This is a genomic window from Thalassococcus sp. BH17M4-6, assembly GCF_049323015.1.
Taxonomy (GTDB): domain Bacteria; phylum Pseudomonadota; class Alphaproteobacteria; order Rhodobacterales; family Rhodobacteraceae; genus Puniceibacterium.
In genome coordinates, this window is sequence record NZ_JBMPGU010000005.1 from 55673 (window position 1) to 76191 (window position 20519).

18 protein-coding genes are annotated in these 20519 nt (G+C 65.4%); 4 read left to right on the forward strand and 14 right to left on the reverse strand.

From position 1 onward, the window contains the following. The first annotated feature begins 10 nt into the window (after positions 1 to 10). Both ACOXXX_RS08995 and ACOXXX_RS09000 read left to right on the forward strand, forming a co-directional pair. On the forward strand, positions 11 to 568 hold the full coding sequence (locus tag ACOXXX_RS08995; protein WP_422826431.1) for a peroxidase-related enzyme: 558 nt from the start codon (positions 11 to 13) through the stop codon (positions 566 to 568). 79 nt (positions 569 to 647) lie between these two features. After that, the gene (locus ACOXXX_RS09000) at positions 648 to 1484 is read left to right on the forward strand and encodes an OmpA family protein (RefSeq protein WP_422826234.1); all 837 of its coding nucleotides are present in this window, start codon (positions 648 to 650) and stop codon (positions 1482 to 1484) included. A gap of 66 nt (positions 1485 to 1550) precedes the next feature. Here the strand turns inward: ACOXXX_RS09000 and ACOXXX_RS09005 are convergent, their stop codons facing one another. Next, positions 1551 to 2462, reverse strand: a complete 912-nt coding sequence (locus tag ACOXXX_RS09005; RefSeq protein ID WP_422826235.1) for a LysR family transcriptional regulator — start codon at positions 2460 to 2462, stop codon at positions 1551 to 1553. 215 nt (positions 2463 to 2677) lie between these two features. On the opposite strand from ACOXXX_RS09005, the gene ACOXXX_RS09010 reads away from it, so the two are divergent. Further along, positions 2678 to 3121, forward strand: coding sequence for a DUF4399 domain-containing protein (locus ACOXXX_RS09010; protein ID WP_422826236.1), 444 nt, complete (start codon positions 2678 to 2680; stop codon positions 3119 to 3121). 53 nt (positions 3122 to 3174) lie between these two features. Here ACOXXX_RS09010 and ACOXXX_RS09015 read toward each other — a convergent pair whose 3' ends face one another. From ACOXXX_RS09015 to ACOXXX_RS09050, 8 genes are all read right to left on the reverse strand, one after another. Continuing rightward, on the reverse strand, positions 3175 to 3735 hold the full coding sequence (locus ACOXXX_RS09015; RefSeq protein WP_422826237.1) for a type 1 glutamine amidotransferase domain-containing protein: 561 nt from the start codon (positions 3733 to 3735) through the stop codon (positions 3175 to 3177). 132 nt (positions 3736 to 3867) lie between these two features. Continuing rightward, on the reverse strand, positions 3868 to 5895 hold the full coding sequence (locus ACOXXX_RS09020; RefSeq protein ID WP_422826238.1) for an FAD-dependent oxidoreductase: 2028 nt from the start codon (positions 5893 to 5895) through the stop codon (positions 3868 to 3870). Between the two features lie 62 nt (positions 5896 to 5957). After that, positions 5958 to 6623, reverse strand: coding sequence for a DUF2306 domain-containing protein (locus ACOXXX_RS09025; RefSeq protein WP_422826239.1), 666 nt, complete (start codon positions 6621 to 6623; stop codon positions 5958 to 5960). 45 nt (positions 6624 to 6668) lie between these two features. Next, positions 6669 to 7175 carry a peptide-methionine (S)-S-oxide reductase MsrA gene (gene msrA, locus ACOXXX_RS09030; protein ID WP_422826240.1) on the reverse strand — a complete coding sequence of 169 codons (507 nt, stop codon included), beginning with the start codon at positions 7173 to 7175 and terminating at the stop codon, positions 6669 to 6671. Beyond that, entirely contained in the window at positions 7172 to 7621 is a 450-nt protein-coding gene (gene msrB, locus ACOXXX_RS09035; RefSeq protein WP_422826241.1) for a peptide-methionine (R)-S-oxide reductase MsrB, read from the reverse strand. The genes msrA and msrB overlap by 4 nt, the downstream gene beginning before the upstream one ends. A 148-nt stretch (positions 7622 to 7769) precedes the next feature. Beyond that, positions 7770 to 9761 (reverse strand): hydantoinase/oxoprolinase N-terminal domain-containing protein, encoded by a 1992-nt coding sequence (locus tag ACOXXX_RS09040; RefSeq protein WP_422826242.1) that lies wholly within the window; start codon positions 9759 to 9761, stop codon positions 7770 to 7772. Then, positions 9761 to 10801, reverse strand: a complete 1041-nt coding sequence (gene queG / locus ACOXXX_RS09045) for a tRNA epoxyqueuosine(34) reductase QueG (protein WP_422826432.1) — start codon at positions 10799 to 10801, stop codon at positions 9761 to 9763. Before queG ends, ACOXXX_RS09040 begins: the two co-directional genes overlap by 1 nt. A gap of 72 nt (positions 10802 to 10873) precedes the next feature. Continuing rightward, entirely contained in the window at positions 10874 to 11539 is a 666-nt protein-coding gene (locus ACOXXX_RS09050; RefSeq protein ID WP_422826243.1) for a glutathione S-transferase family protein, read from the reverse strand. Positions 11540 to 11723: 184 nt separating this feature from the next. Here ACOXXX_RS09050 and ACOXXX_RS09055 point away from each other — a divergent pair, with 184 nt between their 5' ends. Next, entirely contained in the window at positions 11724 to 12347 is a 624-nt protein-coding gene (locus ACOXXX_RS09055; protein ID WP_422826244.1) for a LysE family translocator, read from the forward strand. 25 nt (positions 12348 to 12372) lie between these two features. Here ACOXXX_RS09055 and mtgA read toward each other — a convergent pair whose 3' ends face one another. The 5 genes from mtgA to ACOXXX_RS09080 all read right to left on the reverse strand — a co-directional run bounded on the left by mtgA (position 12373) and on the right by ACOXXX_RS09080 (position 20379). Then, positions 12373 to 13116: a monofunctional biosynthetic peptidoglycan transglycosylase gene (gene mtgA / locus ACOXXX_RS09060; protein ID WP_422826245.1), complete on the reverse strand. Its 744-nt coding sequence runs from the start codon at positions 13114 to 13116 to the stop codon at positions 12373 to 12375. A gap of 314 nt (positions 13117 to 13430) precedes the next feature. Then, positions 13431 to 17969, reverse strand: a complete 4539-nt coding sequence (gene gltB / locus ACOXXX_RS09065; RefSeq protein WP_422826246.1) for a glutamate synthase large subunit — start codon at positions 17967 to 17969, stop codon at positions 13431 to 13433. Between the two features lie 12 nt (positions 17970 to 17981). Next, a complete protein-coding gene (locus tag ACOXXX_RS09070; protein ID WP_422826247.1) occupies positions 17982 to 18521 on the reverse strand; it encodes a hypothetical protein in 540 nt (179 codons plus the stop codon). Further along, entirely contained in the window at positions 18518 to 18949 is a 432-nt protein-coding gene (locus ACOXXX_RS09075; RefSeq protein WP_422826248.1) for a GFA family protein, read from the reverse strand. The genes ACOXXX_RS09070 and ACOXXX_RS09075 overlap by 4 nt, the downstream gene beginning before the upstream one ends. After that, a complete protein-coding gene (locus ACOXXX_RS09080; protein ID WP_422826249.1) occupies positions 18946 to 20379 on the reverse strand; it encodes an NAD(P)-dependent oxidoreductase in 1434 nt (477 codons plus the stop codon). The genes ACOXXX_RS09075 and ACOXXX_RS09080 overlap by 4 nt, the downstream gene beginning before the upstream one ends. Between the last annotated feature and the right edge of the window lie 140 nt (positions 20380 to 20519).

Genomic DNA, 20519 nt, shown 5'->3' on the forward strand with positions numbered 1-20519 from the left:
GACCAAGGACATGCCCACCGCGCTCGACCTGCCGATGGTCGATCCGCTGCCGCCCGAGACGCAAAAGTATTTCGACATCTGCCAGGACAAGCTGGGCATGATCCCCAACGTCCTGCGCGCCTATGCCTTCGACATCGACAAGCTCAACGCCTTTACCGCGCTCTACAACGATCTGATGCTGGCCGACTCGGGCCTGAGCAAGCTGGAGCGCGAGATGATCGCGGTGGTCGTGTCGTCGGTGAACAAGTGCTTTTACTGCCTGACCGCGCATGGTGCCGCCGTCCGCCAGCTGTCCGGCGATCCCAAGCTGGGCGAGATGATGGTGATGAACTGGCGCGTGGCCGATCTGGACCCACGCCAGACCGCGATGCTGGGCTTTGCCGAAAAGATCACTAGATCCAGCGCCGAGGTGGTCGAGGCCGACCGCGCCGTCCTGCGCGATGCCGGGTTCAGCGACCGCGACATCTGGGACATCGCCAACGTCGCGGGATTCTTCAACATGACCAACCGCGTCGCCTCTGCCACCGACATGCGCCCCAATGACGACTACCACGCGCAGGCGCGCTAGGGCCTTTTTGGCCGCGTGCTTCCTGGCTGCTCCGGCCTGGGCTGCCGAACTGGCACTGCCCGGGGGCGCGCGGCTGCAGATGGAATCAACATCCGACGCGGCCAGCTACCGGCTGCCCATCGGCCCCTGGACGGGCGAAGAGGGCATCGCCGCGCTGCGCATCGAAGGGGCCAAGACCCGGCAGGCCTGGCGGGTGGACGGGCAAAGCGCCACGACCCTGCAGATCCTGGCACCGCTGCGCGACCAGCTTCAAGCGGCGGGGTACGAGGTGATCTTTGAATGCAGCGCCGCGGCCTGCGGCGGTTTCGATTTCCGGTTCGAGACCGAAGTGCTGCCCGGCCCGGCGATGTACGTGAACCTCAGCGATTACCGCTTTCTATCGGCGCGCAAACCCGGCGAGGCCACCGATGCGGTCAGCCTGTTGGTCAGCCGGTCATCGGCGGCGGCGTTCATCCAGATCATCCGCCTGACCGACGCGGCCACCACGGCGCCGGTCACGGTCACCACCAGCCAGCGCCCCGTCCTGTCGCAAAGCACCGAGGAGCTGGCCCGGCGGTTGGACAGCACCGGGCATGTGGCGCTTCTGGACCTGGAGTTTGCCATCGGGTCGTTCGACCTGGGCGACGCGGCGATACCGTCGCTGGAACAGATCGCGGAATACATGGCGGCCAATCCCGACCGCCGGATCGTCTTTGTCGGGCATACAGACGCCACCGGATCGCTCGAGGCCAATATCGCCCTGTCGCGGCGTCGTGCCAGCGCCGCGGTCCGGTACCTGATCGACCGTCACGGCATCGCGCCGGGCCGTCTGTCGGCGGACGGGGTGGGCTATCTTTCGCCGCTGTCCACGAACCTCACCGAAGAGGGCCGTGCGCTCAACCGCCGGATCGAGGCGGTTGTCCTGCCCGAGAATTGACCCTGCAAAAGAAAACGCCCCAGCCAAAGCCGGGGCGCAAGGTGGCCTTGAAAAGGCTGGGAAAACTCAGACCTTCCAGTCGACGGGTCCCTTGTCGGCAAAGGCGTGAACCAGAAAGTCGATGAAGGCGCGAACCTTGGGCTGGGTGAACCGCCCCGGCGGATAGACGGCGTAGATGCCTTGCGTCTCGGCCGGAAGATCGGGAATCGCATCCTCGACCAGCCCCTGTTCCATCGCATCGGCGTAAAGGAACGATGGCAGGTAGGCGATGCCAAGACCGGCCACGCACGCATTGAGCAGCGATTGCCCGTCGTTCACCGACAGCCAGCCCGCGGTGCGCACCTGGCGCTTTTCACCGGAGGGTGCGGTGACCTTCCAGACGTTGCCGCTGGCCTGGTTGGAATAATGCAGAAGCTTGTGTTCGTTCAGATCATCGATCTTTTGCGGGCGCCCGAATTTCTGGAAATACGACGGGCTCGCGATCATCCGCTTGGTGGTTTCGGTCAGCTTGCGGGCGCGCAAGGTGCTGTCTTCCAGCTCTCCGATGCGCACAGCCATGTCGAAGCCTTCGGAAATCAGCTCAACATAGCGGTTGTTCAGCACCATGTTGACGGTGATGTCGGGGAATTCGGCCAGGAAGTCGCCCAGCACCGGGCTCAGATGATTGACGCCGAAATCGGTGGCGACGCTGATCCGCAGAAGCCCCGACGGCGCGCTTTGCATCGAGGTCACCAGCGCATCCGCCTCGCCCGCGTCGTTCAGCACGCGCCGCGCGCGGTCGTAATAGGCCAGGCCAATCTCGGTCGGGCTGACACGTCGGGTGGTGCGGTTCAGCAGCCGCGCACCAAGCCGTGCCTCAAGCGACGACACATGCTTTGACACGGCAGATTTCGAGATCCCCATTTTTTTAGCGGCATCGGTAAAGCCCCCCTGGTCCACGACCATGGCAAAGGCCTCCATTTCCGTCAGACGATCCATCCGTCACTCCCAAAGCATTAAAATACGAGGCACTGTATGCTGGCGAATTCGGGCACAACTGCGGCGCGGGACGGACAATACAAGGGTAATTGGTGGCAGTGTCCGGCTGAGGGAAACAACCTCCGGCTTGGCGTCAGGCACAGCAGCGCTACTTATTCGCGAGCGATGGGTGCCCGAATTCCGGTGTGCCATCGCCACATTTGGGAGGAGAGAATATGCTGTTCAAATCGACCCTGGCCGCAGCGGCCCTGTCGCTGCTTGCGCTGCCCGTGCTGGCGCAGGACACTGAAGCCAACCCCGATGCGTCGCTTTATTTCATCGGGATTGAGGATGGCGATACCGTCAGTTCGCCGCTGACCTTGCGGTTCGGCCTGTCGGGCATGGGCGTGGCCCCGGCGGGCACCGAGAAAGAGATGACGGGCCATCATCACCTTCTGATCGACCGCCCGCCGCTGGGAGAAGGCGAGATGGGCGAAGACGAGCTGACCTCGTCGCTACCGTCCGACGACAATCACCGGCATTTCGGCGGCGGTCAGACCGAAACCAGCATCGAGCTGGAGCCGGGCGAGCACACGCTGCAGCTGGTTCTGGGGAACATGAACCACGTGCCCCACAATCCGCCGGTCACATCAGACCAGATCACCGTGACGGTGGAATAGGCGCAAAAAGGGCCGCAGAAACTGCGGCCCTTTCTCGTTCGTTGGAAGAGGGTTCAAGCGGCCCGACGGTCGTGCGCACCTTCTTCGATCTCTTCAATGATCTTGGCGACAAACGCCGACAAATCGCCGGGGTTGCGGCTGGTCACGATGCCTTGGTCGGCAATGACCTCAACATCTTGCCAGTGGGCACCGGCGTTCTGAACGTCGGTCTTGATCGAATGGTAAGACGTCATCTGGCGCCCTTTGGCAATTCCGGCCTCGACCAGAATCCACGGCGCGTGGCAGATGGCGGCGATGGTCTTGCCCGCGCCGAAAAAGCCCGTCACGGTTTTCAGGGCATCGTTTTCAACGCGCAGCAGATCGGGGTTGATCTGGCCGCCCGGCAGCACCAGCGCGTCGTAGTCGGCGACGTTCACGTCAGCCAAGGCAAGATCGGCCTCGGCCTCGTTTCCCCAGTCGTCGGTATCCCAGCCCTTGATCGGCTTGCCGTCAAGGCTGGCCACATGGACGGTCGCGCCTGCCTTGCGCAGCTCGTCGCGCGGCACTTCCAGCTCGGACTGTTCAAAGCCGTGGGTGGACAGGATCAGGATCTTCGATTCGGTAATGCTCGGCATCACGTCCTCCTTTCGGTTTGGCGCCGGATCATGCCGCCGCCTTCACCAAGAGAACGCGCATCGCGACGCTCTGTTCCGCGTCATCTGGCCTTGTGCGCGACGTCGCGCCGTCACCCGACCGGGCGCCGGGGGTCAGAGCGTGGCGGCGAGCCGCGTGCCCTGGTCGATGGCGCGCTTGGCGTCCAGTTCAGCGGCCACATCCGCCCCGCCGATCACGTGGCAGGTCACGCCGCGCGCCTCCAAAGCGTCCGCCAGCGACCGTTCCGACACCTGCCCCGCGCAAAGCACCACGTTGTCGCAGGCGATGACGCCAGGCCGTTCCCGGGCTTCGCCATAGGACACATGCAGCCCCTCGGCGTCGATGCGCTCGTAATTCACACCGGCCTGCATCTCGACCCGCTTCATCTGCAGCGCCGCGCGATGGATCCAGCCAGTCGTCTTGCCCAGCCGCTTGCCGGGCTTTTCCGCCTTGCGCTGAAGCATGGTGACCTGTCGGGCCGGGGCCTCAGGCTGCGGACCTTCGGGGGCCAGACCGGCGCGCGCCTCGGCCGGATCGGTGACCCCCCATTCGCGCATCCATTCGGGCAGGTGTTCGGTCGGGCTGTCGCCGTTGTGCACCAGGAATTCCGACACGTCGAAGCCGATGCCGCCTGCGCCAACGACGGCGACGCGCTGACCCACTGGGGCCTTGCCGCGCAGCACATCGACATAACCAAGCACGTTGTCGCCGTCCTGACCCGGGATGCCGGGATCACGCGGCAGCACGCCGGTGGCCACGATCACCTCGTCAAAGCCGGTCAGATCCTCGGCGCCGACCGCCTGTCCCAGCCGGGTTTCGACCCCGTGCAGATCGACCATGGTCCGGAACCAGTCCACCAGGCCCCAGAACTCTTCCTTGCCGGGCACCTGCTTGGCCATGTTGAGCTGGCCGCCAATCTCGTCGGCCTTGTCGAAAAGCGTGACGCTGTGCCCGCGTTCCGCCGCGGTGATCGCCGCCGACAGGCCCGCGGGGCCTGCGCCCACGACGGCCACGGTCTTGGGGGTGTCGGTCCTGGTCACCACCAGCTCGGTCTCGAAACAGGCCTTGGGGTTGACCAGGCAGGATGAAATCTTGCCCTGGAAGGTGTGATCCAGACAGGCCTGGTTGCAGGCGATGCAGGGGGCGATCTGCGCGGCGCGGCCCGATGCGGCCTTGGATACGAATTCGGGGTCGGCCAGAAACGGGCGCGCCATGCTGACCATGTCGGCGCAGCCCGTCGCCAGCACCTCTTCGGCCACGTCAGGCGTGTTGATCCGGTTCGAGGTGATGATCGGGATGCCGACCTTGCCCATCAGCTTTTTCGTGACCCAGGCAAAGGCCGCGCGCGGGACCGAGGTGGCGATGGTGGGCACCCGCGCCTCGTGCCAGCCGATGCCGGTGTTGAGGATCGTCGCGCCCGCCTCCTCGATCCGTTGGGCAAGTTCGACCACCTCTTCGTGGGTCGAGCCGTTGGGCACCAGGTCGATCATCGACAACCGGTAGATCACGATGAACTGGGGCCCCACAGCTTTGCGCACGCGGCGGACGACCTCGATCGGCAGGCGCATGCGGTTTTCGTAAGAGCCGCCCCAGCGGTCGGTGCGCTTGTTGGTGTGGGTGACGAGGAACTGGTTGATGAAATACCCCTCGGACCCCATCACTTCGACGCCGTCATAGCCCGCCTCCTTCGCCCTGCGGGCGGCCTCGGCAATGTCGGCGATCTGCTTTTCGATGCCGTCCTCATCCAGCTCTTTCGGCGCGAAGGGCGAGATCGGGGATTTCACCGCGCTGGCCGACACGCATTCGGGGCCGTAGGCGTAGCGCCCGGCGTGCAGGATCTGCATGGCGATCTTGCCGCCGCCGTCATGGACGCGGTCGGTGACCATCCGGTGATTGGCGATGTCCTGATCGGTGAAAAGGCCCGCCGCCCCCGGAAACACCCCGCCTTCGCGGTTGGGGGCCATGCCGCCGGTGACCATAAGCGCCACGTCGGTGCGGGCGCGCGCGGCATAGAATTCCGCAACGCGGTTCCAGTCGCCGGTTTCCTCGAGGTTGGTGTGCATCGATCCCATCAGCACGCGGTTCTTGAGCGTGGTGAACCCCAGATCGAGCGGTTCCAGCAGCTTCGGATAATCGGACATGGACGGCCTCCCTCGGTTTGCGCCACATCACCCGATTGCGCCGCCCCTGTCACGGCGGAACGTCACGTCAGATGCGCCACGGGTCGCGCGCGCCGTCGCAGCCAAAGCTCCAGAAGCAGTAGATACGGCAGGTAGAAGGCGACGTTCTGCACCAGATCGAACGGCCCGGTAAAGGCCTTGTTCGACCCCGCGCCGTCTGTCGCAAGGTACCAGAGGCCGTAGTGCACACGATATATCCACGACCCGATGGCCAACACGAAAAGCCGCAGCGCCCAGGTGCGGTGGCGCATGAAATCACGGGCCCGGGCAAAACGGATGGTTTGCAGCGCCGCCGCGATCATCAGAAGGCCGTAAAGCAGAAAGCCCGCATCCATCGGCGCGCCGCCGATGGTGCCGCGGGTGACGATAAAGACCGATCCGGCCACGCCCGTGAGCAGGGCACCGACCACCAGCACCCTGCCCGCGCCGCGATGCCAGCACGGATACCGTCGGCGCAGCGTGCTGCTGAGTTGCAATGGCACCAGCAAGGTGATCACCGCGCCGGTCAGCATATGCGCAAAGATCGACGCGTTGCCCAGCGGCGCATCCGGTGCATGCAGGTAGGTGTCGCGCAGCGGCGCCAGCCCCAGACCTTCGCCCCCGAAGGTGACCGCGTGCAGCGCAAAGGGGGCCACCAGAAGGACCAACAGGCCCAGGGCCAGGCCCGGCCAGGGCACCCGCGCCAGCATCACGGCAAAACGCCCCGCCGGTCGGGCGGGGCGCAGATTGTCACATCATTCCGCCGCATCGCGACGAGGCAGAACCCAGTCGGGCCGCGGGAAATGGCAGGTGTAGCCATTTGGAAACCGCTCCAGGTAATCCTGATGCTCCGGCTCTGCTTCCCAGAAATCCCCGACAGGTTCGACTTCGGTCACCACCTTGCCGGGCCAGAGACCGCTGGCATTCACATCCGCGATGGTGTCCTCGGCCACGGCTTTCTGATCCTCGTCGACATAATAGATCGCGGAGCGATAGCTCAGACCGATGTCGTTGCCCTGACGGTTCTTCGTGGTCGGGTCGTGAATCTGGAAAAACACCTCGAGGATGCGGCGATAGCTGATCACCTCGGGGTCAAAGATGATCTCGATCCCCTCGGCATGGGTGCCGTGGTTGCGATAGGTCGCATTGGGCACATCCCCGCCGGTATAGCCGACGCGGGTCGAATCGACCCCCGGCAGCTTGCGGATCAGATCCTGCATGCCCCAGAAACAGCCACCGGCCAGTACAGCGCGTTCACTCATGCCACATCCTCCACCTGATCCAGATAGGCACCATAGCCTTCATCCTCCATATCGTCGCGGTGAATGAACCGCAGCGAGGCAGAGTTGATGCAATAGCGCAGCCCGCCCCGATCCGCGGGGCCGTCGGGGAACACATGCCCCAGGTGCGAATCACCGTTGGTAGACCGCACCTCGGTGCGGATCATACCATGGCTGGTGTCGCGCAACTCGTTCACATGCGCGGGTTCGATCGGCTTGGTAAAGCTGGGCCAGCCACAGCCCGATTCGTACTTGTCGGCGCTGGCAAACAGCGGCTCACCGCTGACGATGTCGACGTAGATGCCGGGTTCCTTGTTGTCGAGGTACGCGCCGGTGCCGGGGCGTTCGGTCCCGTTTTCCTGGGTCACACGAAACTGCTCGGGCGTCAGCGAGGCGATCACGTCCGGGTCTCTGGTATATTGGGTCATCTTGTCCCCTTTGCTTGATCTCTGCCCCATAAGATGGGGTTTCGGGCGCAAAAGCAAAGCTCTGTTACAGCGGGGTCAGAACCGCGTGACCGGGGTTTCATCCGGGCCGACGCCGCCCCATCTACAAGGTGCTGGGTCCTGACCCGGCTCACACCGCGATACGCGGCCTGCCCGAGGCTTCGGCGGTAACCACAGCTTCCAGAAAGACCTCGCGGGCCTCGGCCTCGACGGTCTTGACCTCGCGCCGAAGGGTCACACCGATATCGCCTGCGCCCGCCGCCTCGGCCTCGGCGCGGGCCTCTGCCGATAACACGGCTTCCAACGCCGCTATCGCCGCCTCGGCGGTGCGGTGATCCTGCGGCCCTTCGGTCAGATGCACGCGGAACAGTCCCTCGGCCGGGGCGGTGACAGTGCCGGTGCGCCGGAACGCGACCTGCCCCACCACCGCGCCGATGGCATTGGCGACATCGCCATGCTCTGGCAGTTCCACCTGCGCATTCAGCCAGTCGCCCACCGCCGGATAATGGCACCGGGCCGAGGCCCCCAACCCCACCACCGGCAGGCGCAGCCGCGCATCAAGGCCCAGCACACCGCGATGGCCCCGCAGACCCGCCTGCATCAGCGGATGGCGCGCCAGATCGCCCGGCGCGCCGTCCCATCCATCCTCGGCAAAGGCCGTCTCCAACAGCGCCAGCCCGGTCTGCGTCACCAGCTGATCGACGATGCGCTGCGCCAACGCCTCGGGCCCTTCGGCCAGCCGTGCGCCCGACCCGGTGCGCCGCCGGGCCATCAGCCCAAGCGCCAGCCGCGCCGCATCCGCGTCCCAGTCACCAAGCCGCCCCAGCACATGCACCGCATCCGTCGGCGTGACGCCCGCCACCTGCACCAGCCCGCGCCCCACCAGCCGCTGGAGAGCCTGTGTTTCCAGCCGGTTGCGCAGCACCGCCTCCAGCGGCTGAACGCCGTCGCCGATCCGCTCGAGCACCGCCGCGTCGCGCGCGCCAAGGCCGCCCGTGTCCTGCCCCGGCACGGCGCGCACGAACCGCCCGTCGTGATCGCCCGGCAGGACCGACCGCGCCTGCCGTTCCAGCGCCGCATGCACCGCGTCAGGGGCATCGCGTGCGATCAGCGACACCGGGATCAGCCGCCGCGGTCCCAGCGTCACACCGCCCGCCAACCCTTCACCGATCACATGCACCTCGGAATCGCCGCCCAACCCGTGGGTGCGCATCGCCACCGCCTCGACCATCGTGCGGTAGGGGCCGACCTGCGCACCGGCGGGGTCGATCTGCGGCACGCCAGCCCGCAACAGCGCGATATCCGTGGTGGTGCCACCGATGTCGGACACCAGCGCATCTTGCGCGCCGGTCAGCCAGCGCGCGCCGACGATGCTGGCCGCCGGGCCGCTCAAGATCGTCTCGATCGGGCGTTCCTGCGCCTGCGCGGCGGAAATCAGCGCCCCGTCGCCGCGCACCACCATCATCGGCGCGACAATGCCCAGATCGCGCAGCGTCTCTTCGGCCCGGGCAATCAACCGGTGCGTCAACCCCACCAGCCGCGCGTTAAGAAGCGCGGTAAGCGCCCGCTTCGGCCCCCCGAGCTTGGCCGAAAGCTCATGCGATGAGGTCACGGGCCGTCCGGTCACCCGGCGCAACAGGTCGCGCGCCGCAAGTTCATGTGCCGGATTGCGCACCGCGAACTGCGCGGCCACCGCAAATGCCGACACCTCCTGCGCGCCCGCCCACTCCTCGAGCACGGCCAGATCAAGCGGCGCGGCCTCGCCCCCCGCATGGCTGTGCCCCCCGGCCAGCAGCAGCACCGGATCGCCACCCAGCGCCGCGTTGAGCCCGTGGGTTTCCAGATCACGCGCCGCGAACCCGATGTAGACAAGGCCAATCCGCCCGCCCTGCCCTTCGACCAGCGCATTCGTGGCCAGCGTCGTCGACAGCGAGGCCAGGGCCACGTCGCCCGCCGCCACATCCGCCTGTTGCAGGACCTGGCGGACCGCCGCGCCGATGCCGACGGCCAGATCGTGCCGCGTCGTCAAAGCCTTGGCCTTGGCCAGGACCTCGACTTCGTCGCGGATCAGCACCGCGTCGGTATAGGTGCCCCCGGTGTCCACGCCCAACAGGATCGCCATTACGCCCTCTCCAACCGTTGCGCGGCCCATCGCGCCGCATCACGCACCGTCTCGTCCACATCCTCGCACAGCGCCTGCGCCGGGGCCCGCAGCCGCGCCGCGCCGGAATTGCCGATGGCGTAGAGCACATTGCGCACGAACCGCCCGCGCCCGATCCGCTTGATCGGTGAGCCCGAGAACAGCGCCCGGAACGCTGCATCGTCCAGCCCCGCCAGATGCGCGAGATCAGGGGCCAGCAGATCGGGCCGGGCGTGATATTTCACCTCGCGCGCCCGCTGCGCGAACTTGTTCCACGGGCAGACCGCCAGACAGTCGTCGCAGCCGTAGATGCGGTTGCCCATCCACGCCCGCAAACCCGGATCAACCGGCCCTTTATGCTCGATCGTCAGGTACGAAATGCAGCGCCGCGCATCCAGCTGGTAGGGCGCGGGAAAGGCGTCGGTCGGGCAGATATCAAGGCAGGCGCGGCACGAGCCGCAGTGATCCACCTCGGCCTCGTCCACCGGCAGATCGAGCGTGGTGAAGATCGACCCGATAAAGAACCAGGACCCCATGTCGCGGCTCACAAGGTTGGTGTGCTTGCCCTGCCAGCCTAGACCCGCCGCCTGCCCCAGCGGCTTTTCCGGTACGGGGGCGGTGTCGACGAAAACCTTGACCTCGGTCTCGGCGCCCGCCTGCGCGATCAGCCAGCGCGCCAGCCGTTTCAGCCGCTTCTTGACCACGTCGTGGTAATCCCGGTTCTGCGCATAGACCGAAATCGCGGCCTCTTCGCGCCGGTCCAGAACCTCCAGGGGATCATGTTCGGGCGTATAGCTTTCGCCCAGCATGATCACAGACCGCGCCTCCGGCCACAGCACCTGCGGCGCGCCGCGCCACTCGGCCCGATCGGCAAGCCAGGTCATCTGCCCGTGATAGCCCTTGTCCAGAAAGGCCCTGAGCCTTTCGGGTACATGGCCCACGTCCCAGGGGCGGCAGATGCGGCAAAGGTTGAATCCAGCCGTCTCGGCCTCGGCCCGCAGCAGCGCTTTCAGGTCCGTCATCGATGCGCCCTGCGGGATGGCGGGCGGGGCGTCGCCGCAGGCGCGCGTCCGTCCTGCCATGCCGCCCCCGGATCAGAAATCCAGATCGGCATAATGCGCCGGCGGCGGGAATCCCGGCACCTGGTCGGCCAGGATCGACCGGAACGCCGGGCGCGACTTGATCTTGGCGTACCAGTCCTTGACCGTATCGCTGCGGTTCCAGTCCACGTCCGAGATATAATCGAGCGACGACAGATGCGCCGCAGCTGCGAAATCCGCCAGCGTCATCGAATCCCCCGCCAGCCAGCGCCGGTGATCCAGAAGCCAGGCCATGTAGTCCAGGTGATACTTGATCGCCTTGGCCCCCGCCTTCACGTTCGAACTGTCGGGATAGCCCTTTCCCATGACCTTCTTGTTGACCCGCTCGTACAGCAGTTTCGACGTGACCTCGTTGTGGAACTTGTCGTCGAACCAGCCCACCAGCCGCCGCACCTCATAGCGGTTTTCGGCCTGCCGGGGCATCAGCGGCGGTTCGGGGTGCACCTCTTCGATGTATTCACAGATGGCAAAGGACTCTGCCATCGTCTTGCCGTCGATCTTGAGCACCGGAACCTTGGCCGCCGGGTTGCGGCGCAGGAAATCGGCGTCCTTCTCCCAGTAACGCTCCTCCACCAGCTCGCATTCGATCTTCTTCTCCGCAAGGCTCAACCGCACCTTGCGGCAGAAGGGCGAGAGCGGCACGTGGTAGAGCTTGGCCATGGTGGAGGATATCCGGGGTTGCGGCGTATCCACCCTACTTGCCGCGAATTGGCTGGTAGTTCAACTGGTCGCGCATGGGTCCGGCCCGAAAGCGCCGGGCACCTGCGCCCGCCCGCTTGACCTGCGCCGCCGCTGCCGGGAGAGTCGGACGCACCCGAAACGCGGCATGACAAGGAAGAGCGGAATGGTGGACATGATCGGCATCTGGGCCGCCCTAGCGGCCTTTGTGGTCGTCGCTGCGGCCCCCGGTCCGGCAACGCTGGCGCTGGCCACGGTCGCGATGCGCGCCGGGCGCGGCCCGGGCCTGCGGTTCAGTCTGGGCCTGGCGGTTGGCCTGGCGTTCTGGGGGCTGGTGGCCGCGGCGGGGCTGGGCGCGCTGCTCCAGGCCTCGGCGCAGGGGCTCACGGTGCTGAAGCTCCTCGGCGGCGCCTACTTGCTCTGGCTTGCCGTCGGTGCTGCCCGCAGCGTCTGGGAGGGGACGGACGATGACGCTGCGCAGAACGGGCGCAGCGCTTGGTTCCGGCAGGGTCTTCTGCTGAACCTCTCCAACCCCAAGGCCGTTCTCGCGTGGATGGCAACGCTGTCGCTGGGGCTCGACGCGCAGGGCGGCGTTGCGCAGGTGATGATCGTCACCGCCCTGTGCAGCGGCGCAGGCTGCGCCATCTATGCCGTCTACGCTCTTGCCTTTTCGGTGAGCGGCGTCCGGGCGGGATACCGGCGGGCGCGCCGCTGGATCGACGCCGCGGCGGCGGGGCTATTCGCACTTGCCGGGTTCGGGCTGATCCGGTCGGCGCTGTCACGCGGCTGATCGCGGCCCGCCCCCTGCGCCCCGGTCAGTCCGCCTCGAAACAAGCGGCGCGGCCGTCGCGCTGGATCGTCGCGGCGCCGTCGCGGATGCTGTTTGCCCGGCGCTGGACAAAGCGGGTGGGCTGCGATGCCGACCGGTCCTTGGGATCGGGCAGGATCGCCGCCAGCCGGGCGGCCTGCGTGGCGCTCAGCTGGTCCGGCGTGACGCCGAAATAGTGGTCGGCGGCGGCATGCACGCCGAAAACGCCCTCGTCGAATTCCGCGACGTTCAGATAGACCTCGACGATCCGGCGCTTGGACCACAGCGCCTCCATCACCGGGGTGATCAGCGCCTCCATCGCCTTGCGGGTATAATTGCGCCCGTGCCAGAGGAACGTGTTCTTGACCACCTGCTGGCTGATCGTGCTGGCGCCGCGTGTGCCCCCCTCTTCGATGGCGTCGCGGATCGCATCCATGTCAAAGCCCCAGTGGGTGCAGAAATTCGCATCCTCCGCCGCCACGACCGAGCGCAGCATCACCGGCGCGATCCGGTCGGCATCGACCCAAGTGTGATCGACCGACGCGCCAAGGCGCTGGCCTTCCTGCACCATGTAGATCGTCGTGGGCGGGTTCACGACCTTGTAGAGCAGCACCAGCAACACGACCACGGACGCCGCCACGAAAACCGCGCGCCACAGCCAGCGCAGAAGCCAGCGCACCGGACGGATACGGGGCTTTGCGGCCTTGGCCTTTTTCGATATTCCGGAGGTGGATGCGCGCGCTTTTGCCATGACCTCATGCTATCTTTGGCACCGCGATGCGGGAAACCCTTTTCGTCAACCAACGGCCCGAATGTCGCGCCGGGTCGGCGTCGACAGCCACAGAGGAGGATGGCCGTTCGAGCGCCGTTTCGGCGATCCGGGATTGATGCAACATCTGCGTGCCCGCCGCGGGCATTGTCCTTGTCGCCCAGACAATCAGTGGATCGCATCCGAATTGGGTGACAGTCTGGGAATAATGTGGCGGTTCCGGGGCGATTTCACACCGCCCGACGGAAAAGGACCACGCCATGCGACGCGGCCCCTCATGATCCGTGATCCGGCACCTATTCGGCAGGCATCGCCGAGGCTTCGATGCTCAGAGGATGCGGAATCTTGTCCAGCATTTCCTTCGGGCAGACCTGCACGAAGTTGCCGCGCTCCAGCTCCCAATGCTGCAGGATGTCCTGCGCCTTGCGGCTGCCGGTCTCAGCCGCGTGCCGTTCGATCAGCTCTTCCAGCTCGGTCAGCCAGTGATCCACGGTGACTGGACAGGTCACGATGCTTTCGTGGTTCATCAGGTCATTGGCCTTGCCATCGGGATCGTACAGATAGGCCATCCCGCCGGTCATGCCCGCACCAAAGTTGGCGCCTACAGCCCCCAGGATCACCGCGACCCCGCCGGTCATGTATTCGCAACCGTTCGACCCGCAGCCTTCAACCACGACCTTGGCGCCCGAGTTGCGCACCGCGAACCGTTCGCCCGCGCGGCCTGCGGCGAACAGGTACCCCTCGGTCGCGCCATAAAGCACGGTGTTGCCGATGATGGTATTGTCCGACGCGGTAAGCGGCGAATGCATCGGCGGACGCACGACGATGGTGCCACCCGACAGGCCCTTGCCGACATAGTCGTTGGCATCGCCCGACACCTCGAGCTTCAGCCCCGGTGCGGCAAAGGCCCCCAGCGACTGTCCGGCAGAGCCCGACAGCTTGATCGTCAGGTGGTTGGGTTGCAGTGCGTTGCGCATGCCGAACTTGCGCACGATGTGGCTGCTGGTGCGCGTGCCGACGGTGCGGTGGGTATTCTGCACCGCATAGGACAGCTGCATCTTCTCTCCTTCCTCCAGGAACCGCGCGGCGTCGCGCACGATTTCCGCATCCAGCGTGTCCAGCACCGGGTTGCGGGGCTTGTCGCGGTCATAGACGATGTCGTCGGACCCATCGACCTTGATCAGCAGAGGGTTGAGGTCGAGATCGTCCAGATGATCCGAGCCGCGGCTGACTTGCCGCAGAAGGTCGGCCCGCCCGATCACGTCATCCAGCGACCGCGCCCCGATAGAGGCGAGGATTTCGCGCACCTCGGTGGCGTAGAAGGTGATCAGGTTGACCACCTTGTCGGCATTGCCAGTGAACTTGGCGCGCAGATCCTCGTCCTGCGTGCAGACGCCGACGGGGCAGGTGTTCGACTGGCACTGGCGCACCATGATGCAGCCCATGGCGATCAGCGCGGCGGTGCCGATGCCGTATTCCTCGGCCCCCATCATCGCCGCCATGACGATGTCGCGCCCGGTGCGCAGACCGCCGTCGGTGCGCAGGGTGACCCGGCTGCGCAGGTTGTTCATCGACAGCACCTGGTGCGCTTCGGTCAGGCCCATTTCCCAGGGCAGACCGGCGTATTTGATGCTGGTCGCCGGGCTGGCACCCGTACCGCCGTTATGGCCGGAAATCAGGATGATGTCGGCCTTGGCCTTGGCCACACCCGCCGCGATCGTGCCGACACCGCTGGACGCCACAAGCTTGACCGTCACCTTGCAGCGCGGGTTGATCTGCTTGAGGTCGTAGATCAGCTGCGCCAGATCCTCGATCGAATAGATGTCGTGGTGCGGCGGCGGGCTGATCAGGGTGACACCCTTGGTCGAATGGCGCAGCCGCGCGATCAGGTCGGTGACCTTCATCCCCGGAAGCTGGCCGCCCTCACCGGGCTTGGCGCCCTGGGCCACCTTGATCTCAAGCTCTTCGCATTGGTTGAGGTATTCCGCCGTCACACCGAACCGGCCCGACGCCACCTGCTTGATCTTGGCAGACGGGTTGTCGCCGTTGGGTTCGGGCACGAAATGTGCCGGATCCTCGCCGCCCTCGCCGCTGTCGGACTTGGCACCGATGCGGTTCATCGCAACGTTCAGCGTCTTGTGCGCCTCGGGGCTCAGCGCACCCAGCGACATGCCCGGCGTCACGAACCGCTTGCGGATCGAGGTGATGCTTTCCACCTCTTCCAGTGGCACGGCGGGGCCGATGGGTTTCATCGCCAGCAGGTCCCGCAGATGGATCGGCGGGTTGGCCTGCATCGCCTTGGAATAGGTCTTCCACAGCTCATAGCTGGCCTTGTTGCAGGCCGCCTGCATCAGGTGCATCGTCTGCGCGCCCCAGGCATGGGTTTCGCCGGTCTTGCGCGCCTTGTAGAAACCGCCGATGGGCAGCACGTCACGTCCGCCGCGGAACCCGAGGCTGTGCACCTCTTCGGCCTTGGTCTGGATGCCGCTGACACCGATGCCGCTGATCCGGCTGATCATGCCGGGGAAGTATTCCGCACACATCGCGCGGCTCAGGCCAACGGCCTCGAAATTCAGGCCGCCACGATAGGACGAGATCACCGAGATGCCCATCTTCGACATGATCTTGAGCAGGCCCTGATCCACCGCCTCGCGGTACTTGGCCACGGCTTCGGTCAGGCTCAGGTCAAGCAGACCGCGGCTGATGCGGTCGGCCAGGCTGTCCTCGGCGAGGTAGGCGTTGACCACCGTGGCACCGGCACCGATCAGCACGGCAAAGTAATGCGGGTCGATGCATTCGGCGCTGCGCACATTGAGCGAACAGAAGGTCCGCAGGCCCTTGCGCGTCAGATGGCTGTGCACCGCGCTGGTGGCCAGGATCATTGGCATCGCGACCTTGTCTTCGGACTGGTGCTGATCGGTCAGGTTCAGATGCCCCGCGCCCGAGCGCACCGCATCCTCGGCCTCTGCGCGGATCCGCTCCAACCCGTGGCGCAGCGCGTCCTTGCCCGCGCCCACGGGGAATGTGCAGTCGATCTCGACCATGCCGGCGTTGAAATGCGTGCTCAGATCGTCGAACTGCGCGTTGCCCACGAACGGGCTGTCGAGCACCAGAATTTCAGTCTGGGCCGAGGATTCGTCGAGCACGTTCTTGAGGTTGCCGAACCGGGTCTTCAGGCTCATCACACGGAATTCGCGCAAGCTGTCGATCGGCGGGTTCGTCACCTGACTGAAATTCTGGCGGAAATAGTGCGACAGCGGGCGGTACTTCTTCGAAAGCACCGCAGAGGGCGTGTCATCGCCCATCGACGCCAGCGTTTCCTTGCCGTCCTCGGCCATCGGGGCGAGGATCTGCTCGAGCTCTTCGATGGTGTAACCGGCGGCGATCTGACGGCGGCGCAATTCCGCGCCTTCGAAGATCGGCTTTTCGGTGATCTTGGCCATCGCGGAATCAAGTTCATTGATCTTGCCGACCCATTCACCGAATGGCTGATTGCCCGCAAGACGGTCCTTGATTTCGACGTCGTGGTAAAGCTTGCCCTCTTTCATGTCGACGGCGATCATCTGGCCTGGGCCCAGCGCGCCCTTTTCTCGCACCGTGCCTTCGTTCACCGGGACCATCCCAGCCTCGGATCCGGCGATCAGCAGCCCGTCGCCGGTGACGACATAGCGCATCGGGCGCAGGCCGTTGCGGTCCAGCCCGCCGCAGACCCAGCGGCCATCGGTCATGGCCAGGGCGGCTGGGCCGTCCCACGGCTCCATCACCGAGTTGCAGTAGGAATACATGTCGCGCCACGACTGCGGCAACTCAATGGCCTGCTTGGACCACGATTCAGGGATCAGCATGGTCTTGGCCATCGGCGCCGACCGGCCCGCGCGCACCAGCACCTCGAACACCCCGTCAAGCGCGGCGGAGTCGGACGCGCCGTTGGCGATGATCGGCTTGATATCCTCGGCCATGTCGCCAAAGGTCGCCGAGGCCATGCGGATTTCATGGCTTTTCATCCAGTTGACGTTGCCCTTGAGCGTGTTGATCTCGCCGTTGTGGGCGAGCATGCGGAAGGGCTGCGCCAGCCACCACTGCGGAAAGGTGTTGGTGGAATAGCGCTGGTGATAGATCGCGAAGGCCGATTCAAACCGTTCGTCCTGCAGATCGGGATAGAAATCCGCCACCTGCTCGGCCAGCATCATGCCCTTGTAGATGATCGACCGGCAGGACAGTGACGCGATGTAAAGTCCGTTGATCCCGGCGCTGGCCGCGGCCTTTTCGATGCGGCGGCGGATCACGTAAAGCTCGCGTTCAAAGGTTTCCTCGTCCACGCCCTTGGCGTTCGAGATCAGGATCTGCTCGATCTCGGGCCGCGTCGCGTTGGCTTTTTCCCCCAAGCAGTCGACGTTCACCGGCACGTGCCGCCAGCCGTAGATATAATGCCCCATGCGCAGCACTTCGGTTTCCACGATGGTCCGGCAGGCTTCCTGCGCGCCAAAGTTCGTGCGCGGCAGGAACACCTGGCCCACGGCAATCAGCTCGTCCTTGCGGGGGGCGTGACCAGTGCGGTCGATCTGATCGTAGAAGAACGACACCGGAATCTGCACGTGAATGCCCGCGCCGTCACCGGTCTTGCCATCCGCATCGACAGCGCCGCGGTGCCAGATCGCCTTGAGCGCGTTGATTCCCGAATCCACGACCTGCCGGCTGGGTTTTCCGTCCAGACTGACCACAAGACCGACGCCGCAGGAGGAATGCTCGTCGGCTTCGGAATACATGCCGTTCTCGGCCATCCACTTGCGCTTGGCTTCTTCTGCCCGCACCCAGTTTTCATCGTACTTGGTCATAGGAGGTCCTCCTTAGTGGCCGTCGTGCTGGCCGTGTCCGGCATCGCCGTAACCGCGGGCCTGATTGTAAAGCATGGTTTGGTGCCGCGTCAGAATCGGCGCGGTTTCAAGATGTGCCGCCAGATGTACGGCGCGCAACTGCGCCTCGATCCGCGCCGCGTCAGCGGTCAGGTCGGTCAATGTCTCGGCGTCGATCACGCCTTCGGCAAAGCCGCGGTCCAGTGCTGCCTCGGCGGCGACATATTCCGCCCCCAGCACCCGCGCCTCTGCCTGCATCGCGTCGAACACGGCCTGCACCTGCGCGCGCTGATCGTCGCTCAGCCCCAGGTCCGGGGCGAGGTCGAGCACATGTGACGGACCGGGATAGCCGTTGAGTTCCGCTGCCTTGGCAAAGCCCCAGCCGCGACCCGCCAGCAGCGCCTCGATATCCTGCTCGGACAGAGACGCGATGGCGCGCTGGTCCTGTCCGGCATAAGGCTGCGTTTCGGCCTGCGCCGTCTCGCTGGCGAGCAAAACCGCTGCGAATGTGATAGCCAGCTTGGTCTGTCTCATGTCGGCTCTCCCACGGGGGATGGGTTCATTGCTTCGTATTCTGCTTCGGTCGCCCGATTATGGTCGCCCTGCGGCTGCGCCCAGCACAGGGCGCGGTCGGTGTAGATTTCGGATTTCACCGGCCAGTCCCGCGCCCCGGCGAAAAGCCCCGGCATCAGGTCGTGTTCGTCGCGGCCTTCGTCACGCATGTAAAGGTGGCTGCCGCAGGTCCCGCAGAACGCCCGGAACGATGCAGGCGATGAGGCGTGTTCGACCACCGGACCGGTCAGCGCCACCTCTTTCGCGGGAAAGGCGGCAAAGACCGCCCCGGACCAGCGCTTGCACATGTCGCAATGGCAGATGCCGACCCAGCCCGGCGGATCGCCCACCGAAACCTCGACCGCGCCGCAGAGGCAGCGGCCATGCAGCTTTTGGCGCTCCGCGCTCATTCCGCCGCCACCGATCCCGCGGTGTTGAACCGCTCGAGGATGGCTTCGGCGCAATCGCGTCCGTCACGGATGGCCCAGACCACGAGGCTCGCGCCGCGAACGATGTCGCCGATGGCATAGACCCCGTCCAGATCGGTCGCGCCGGTGGTGAATTCCGCCCGCACCGTGCCCCAGCGGGTCACGGCGAGTTCCGGCTGACCCCAGAGCGTCGGCAGGTCCTCGGGCTCGAACCCCAGCGCCTTGATCACGATGTCGGCCTCTTCGACATAATCCGACCCCTCGATCACCTCGGGGCTTTGGCGGCCCGTGGCGTCGGGCAGCCCCAGGCGCATCTTTTCGACGATGACACCGGTCACCGGATCGCCCTTGAACCCCTTGGGCGCGGTCAGCCATTCGAACTTCACGCCTTCTTCCTCGGCATTCTGCACCTCGCGCTGCGAGCCGGGCATGTTGGCGCGGTCCCGGCGATAGAGGCATTTGACAGATGTCGCGCCCTGACGGATCGCGGTCCGCACGCAGTCCATCGCGGTGTCGCCGCCGCCGATCACGACGATCTTCTTGCCCTCGGCATTCAACTCACCGCTGTCGAATTCCGGCACCTCGTCGCCGAAACTCTTGCGGTTGGACGCAGTCAGGTAATCGATGGCGCGGACGATGCCCTTGGCCCCCGATCCCGGGCCCTGAAGGTCGCGGGTCTTGTAGACGCCGGTGGCGATGATGACCGCGTCGTGCTGGTCGCGGATCTCTTCGAACGAAAGATCCTCTCCGACGCTGCAGTTCATCTTGAAGCGCACGCCGCCCTCTTCCAGCTGCGCGTTGCGGCGCATCACCACATCTTTCTCCAGCTTGAAGCCGGGAATGCCATAGGTCAGCAGCCCGCCCGACCGGTCGTAGCGGTCGTAGATCGTGACCTGAACGCCCTGCCGCCGCAGCACATCCGCCGCCGCCAGCCCGCCTGGGCCGGCACCGATGATGCCGACGGATTCGGTGCGTTCGGCACGGGGCTTGATCGGCTGGACCCAGCCTTCTTCCCATGCCGTGTCGGTGATGTATTTTTCGACCGCGCCGATGGTGACAGTGCCGTGGCCCGACTGCTCGATCACGCAGTTGCCTTCGCACAGGCGGTCCTGCGGGCAGATGCGGCCGCAGATCTCGGGGAAGGTGTTGGTGGCCTGGCTGACCTCATAGGCCTCTTGCAGGCGGCCTTCGGCGGTCAGGCGCAGCCAGTCTGGGATGTTGTTGTGCAGCGGGCAATGGCTTTGGCAATAGGGCACGCCGCACTGGCTGCAACGTCCGGACTGCTCTTTCGCCTTCGCATCGGCATATTCCGCATAGATCTCGTGAAAATCCTTCGCGCGGACGTTTGCATCCCGCTTTTCGGGCATGGCCCGCTCGATCTTAACGAACTTCAACATCGGCTGCTTCGCCATGGCGCGTACAACTCCGCTTTTTGAGTGGTTGCGCTTCTTTACGCAATGACAGGACAGAAGAAAAGTAAAAGATGCTGACCTATATTCAGAAAGTTTTCGCTGCGGAGCCGATTTTCATGCTGCACTACAGCATTTTAGGT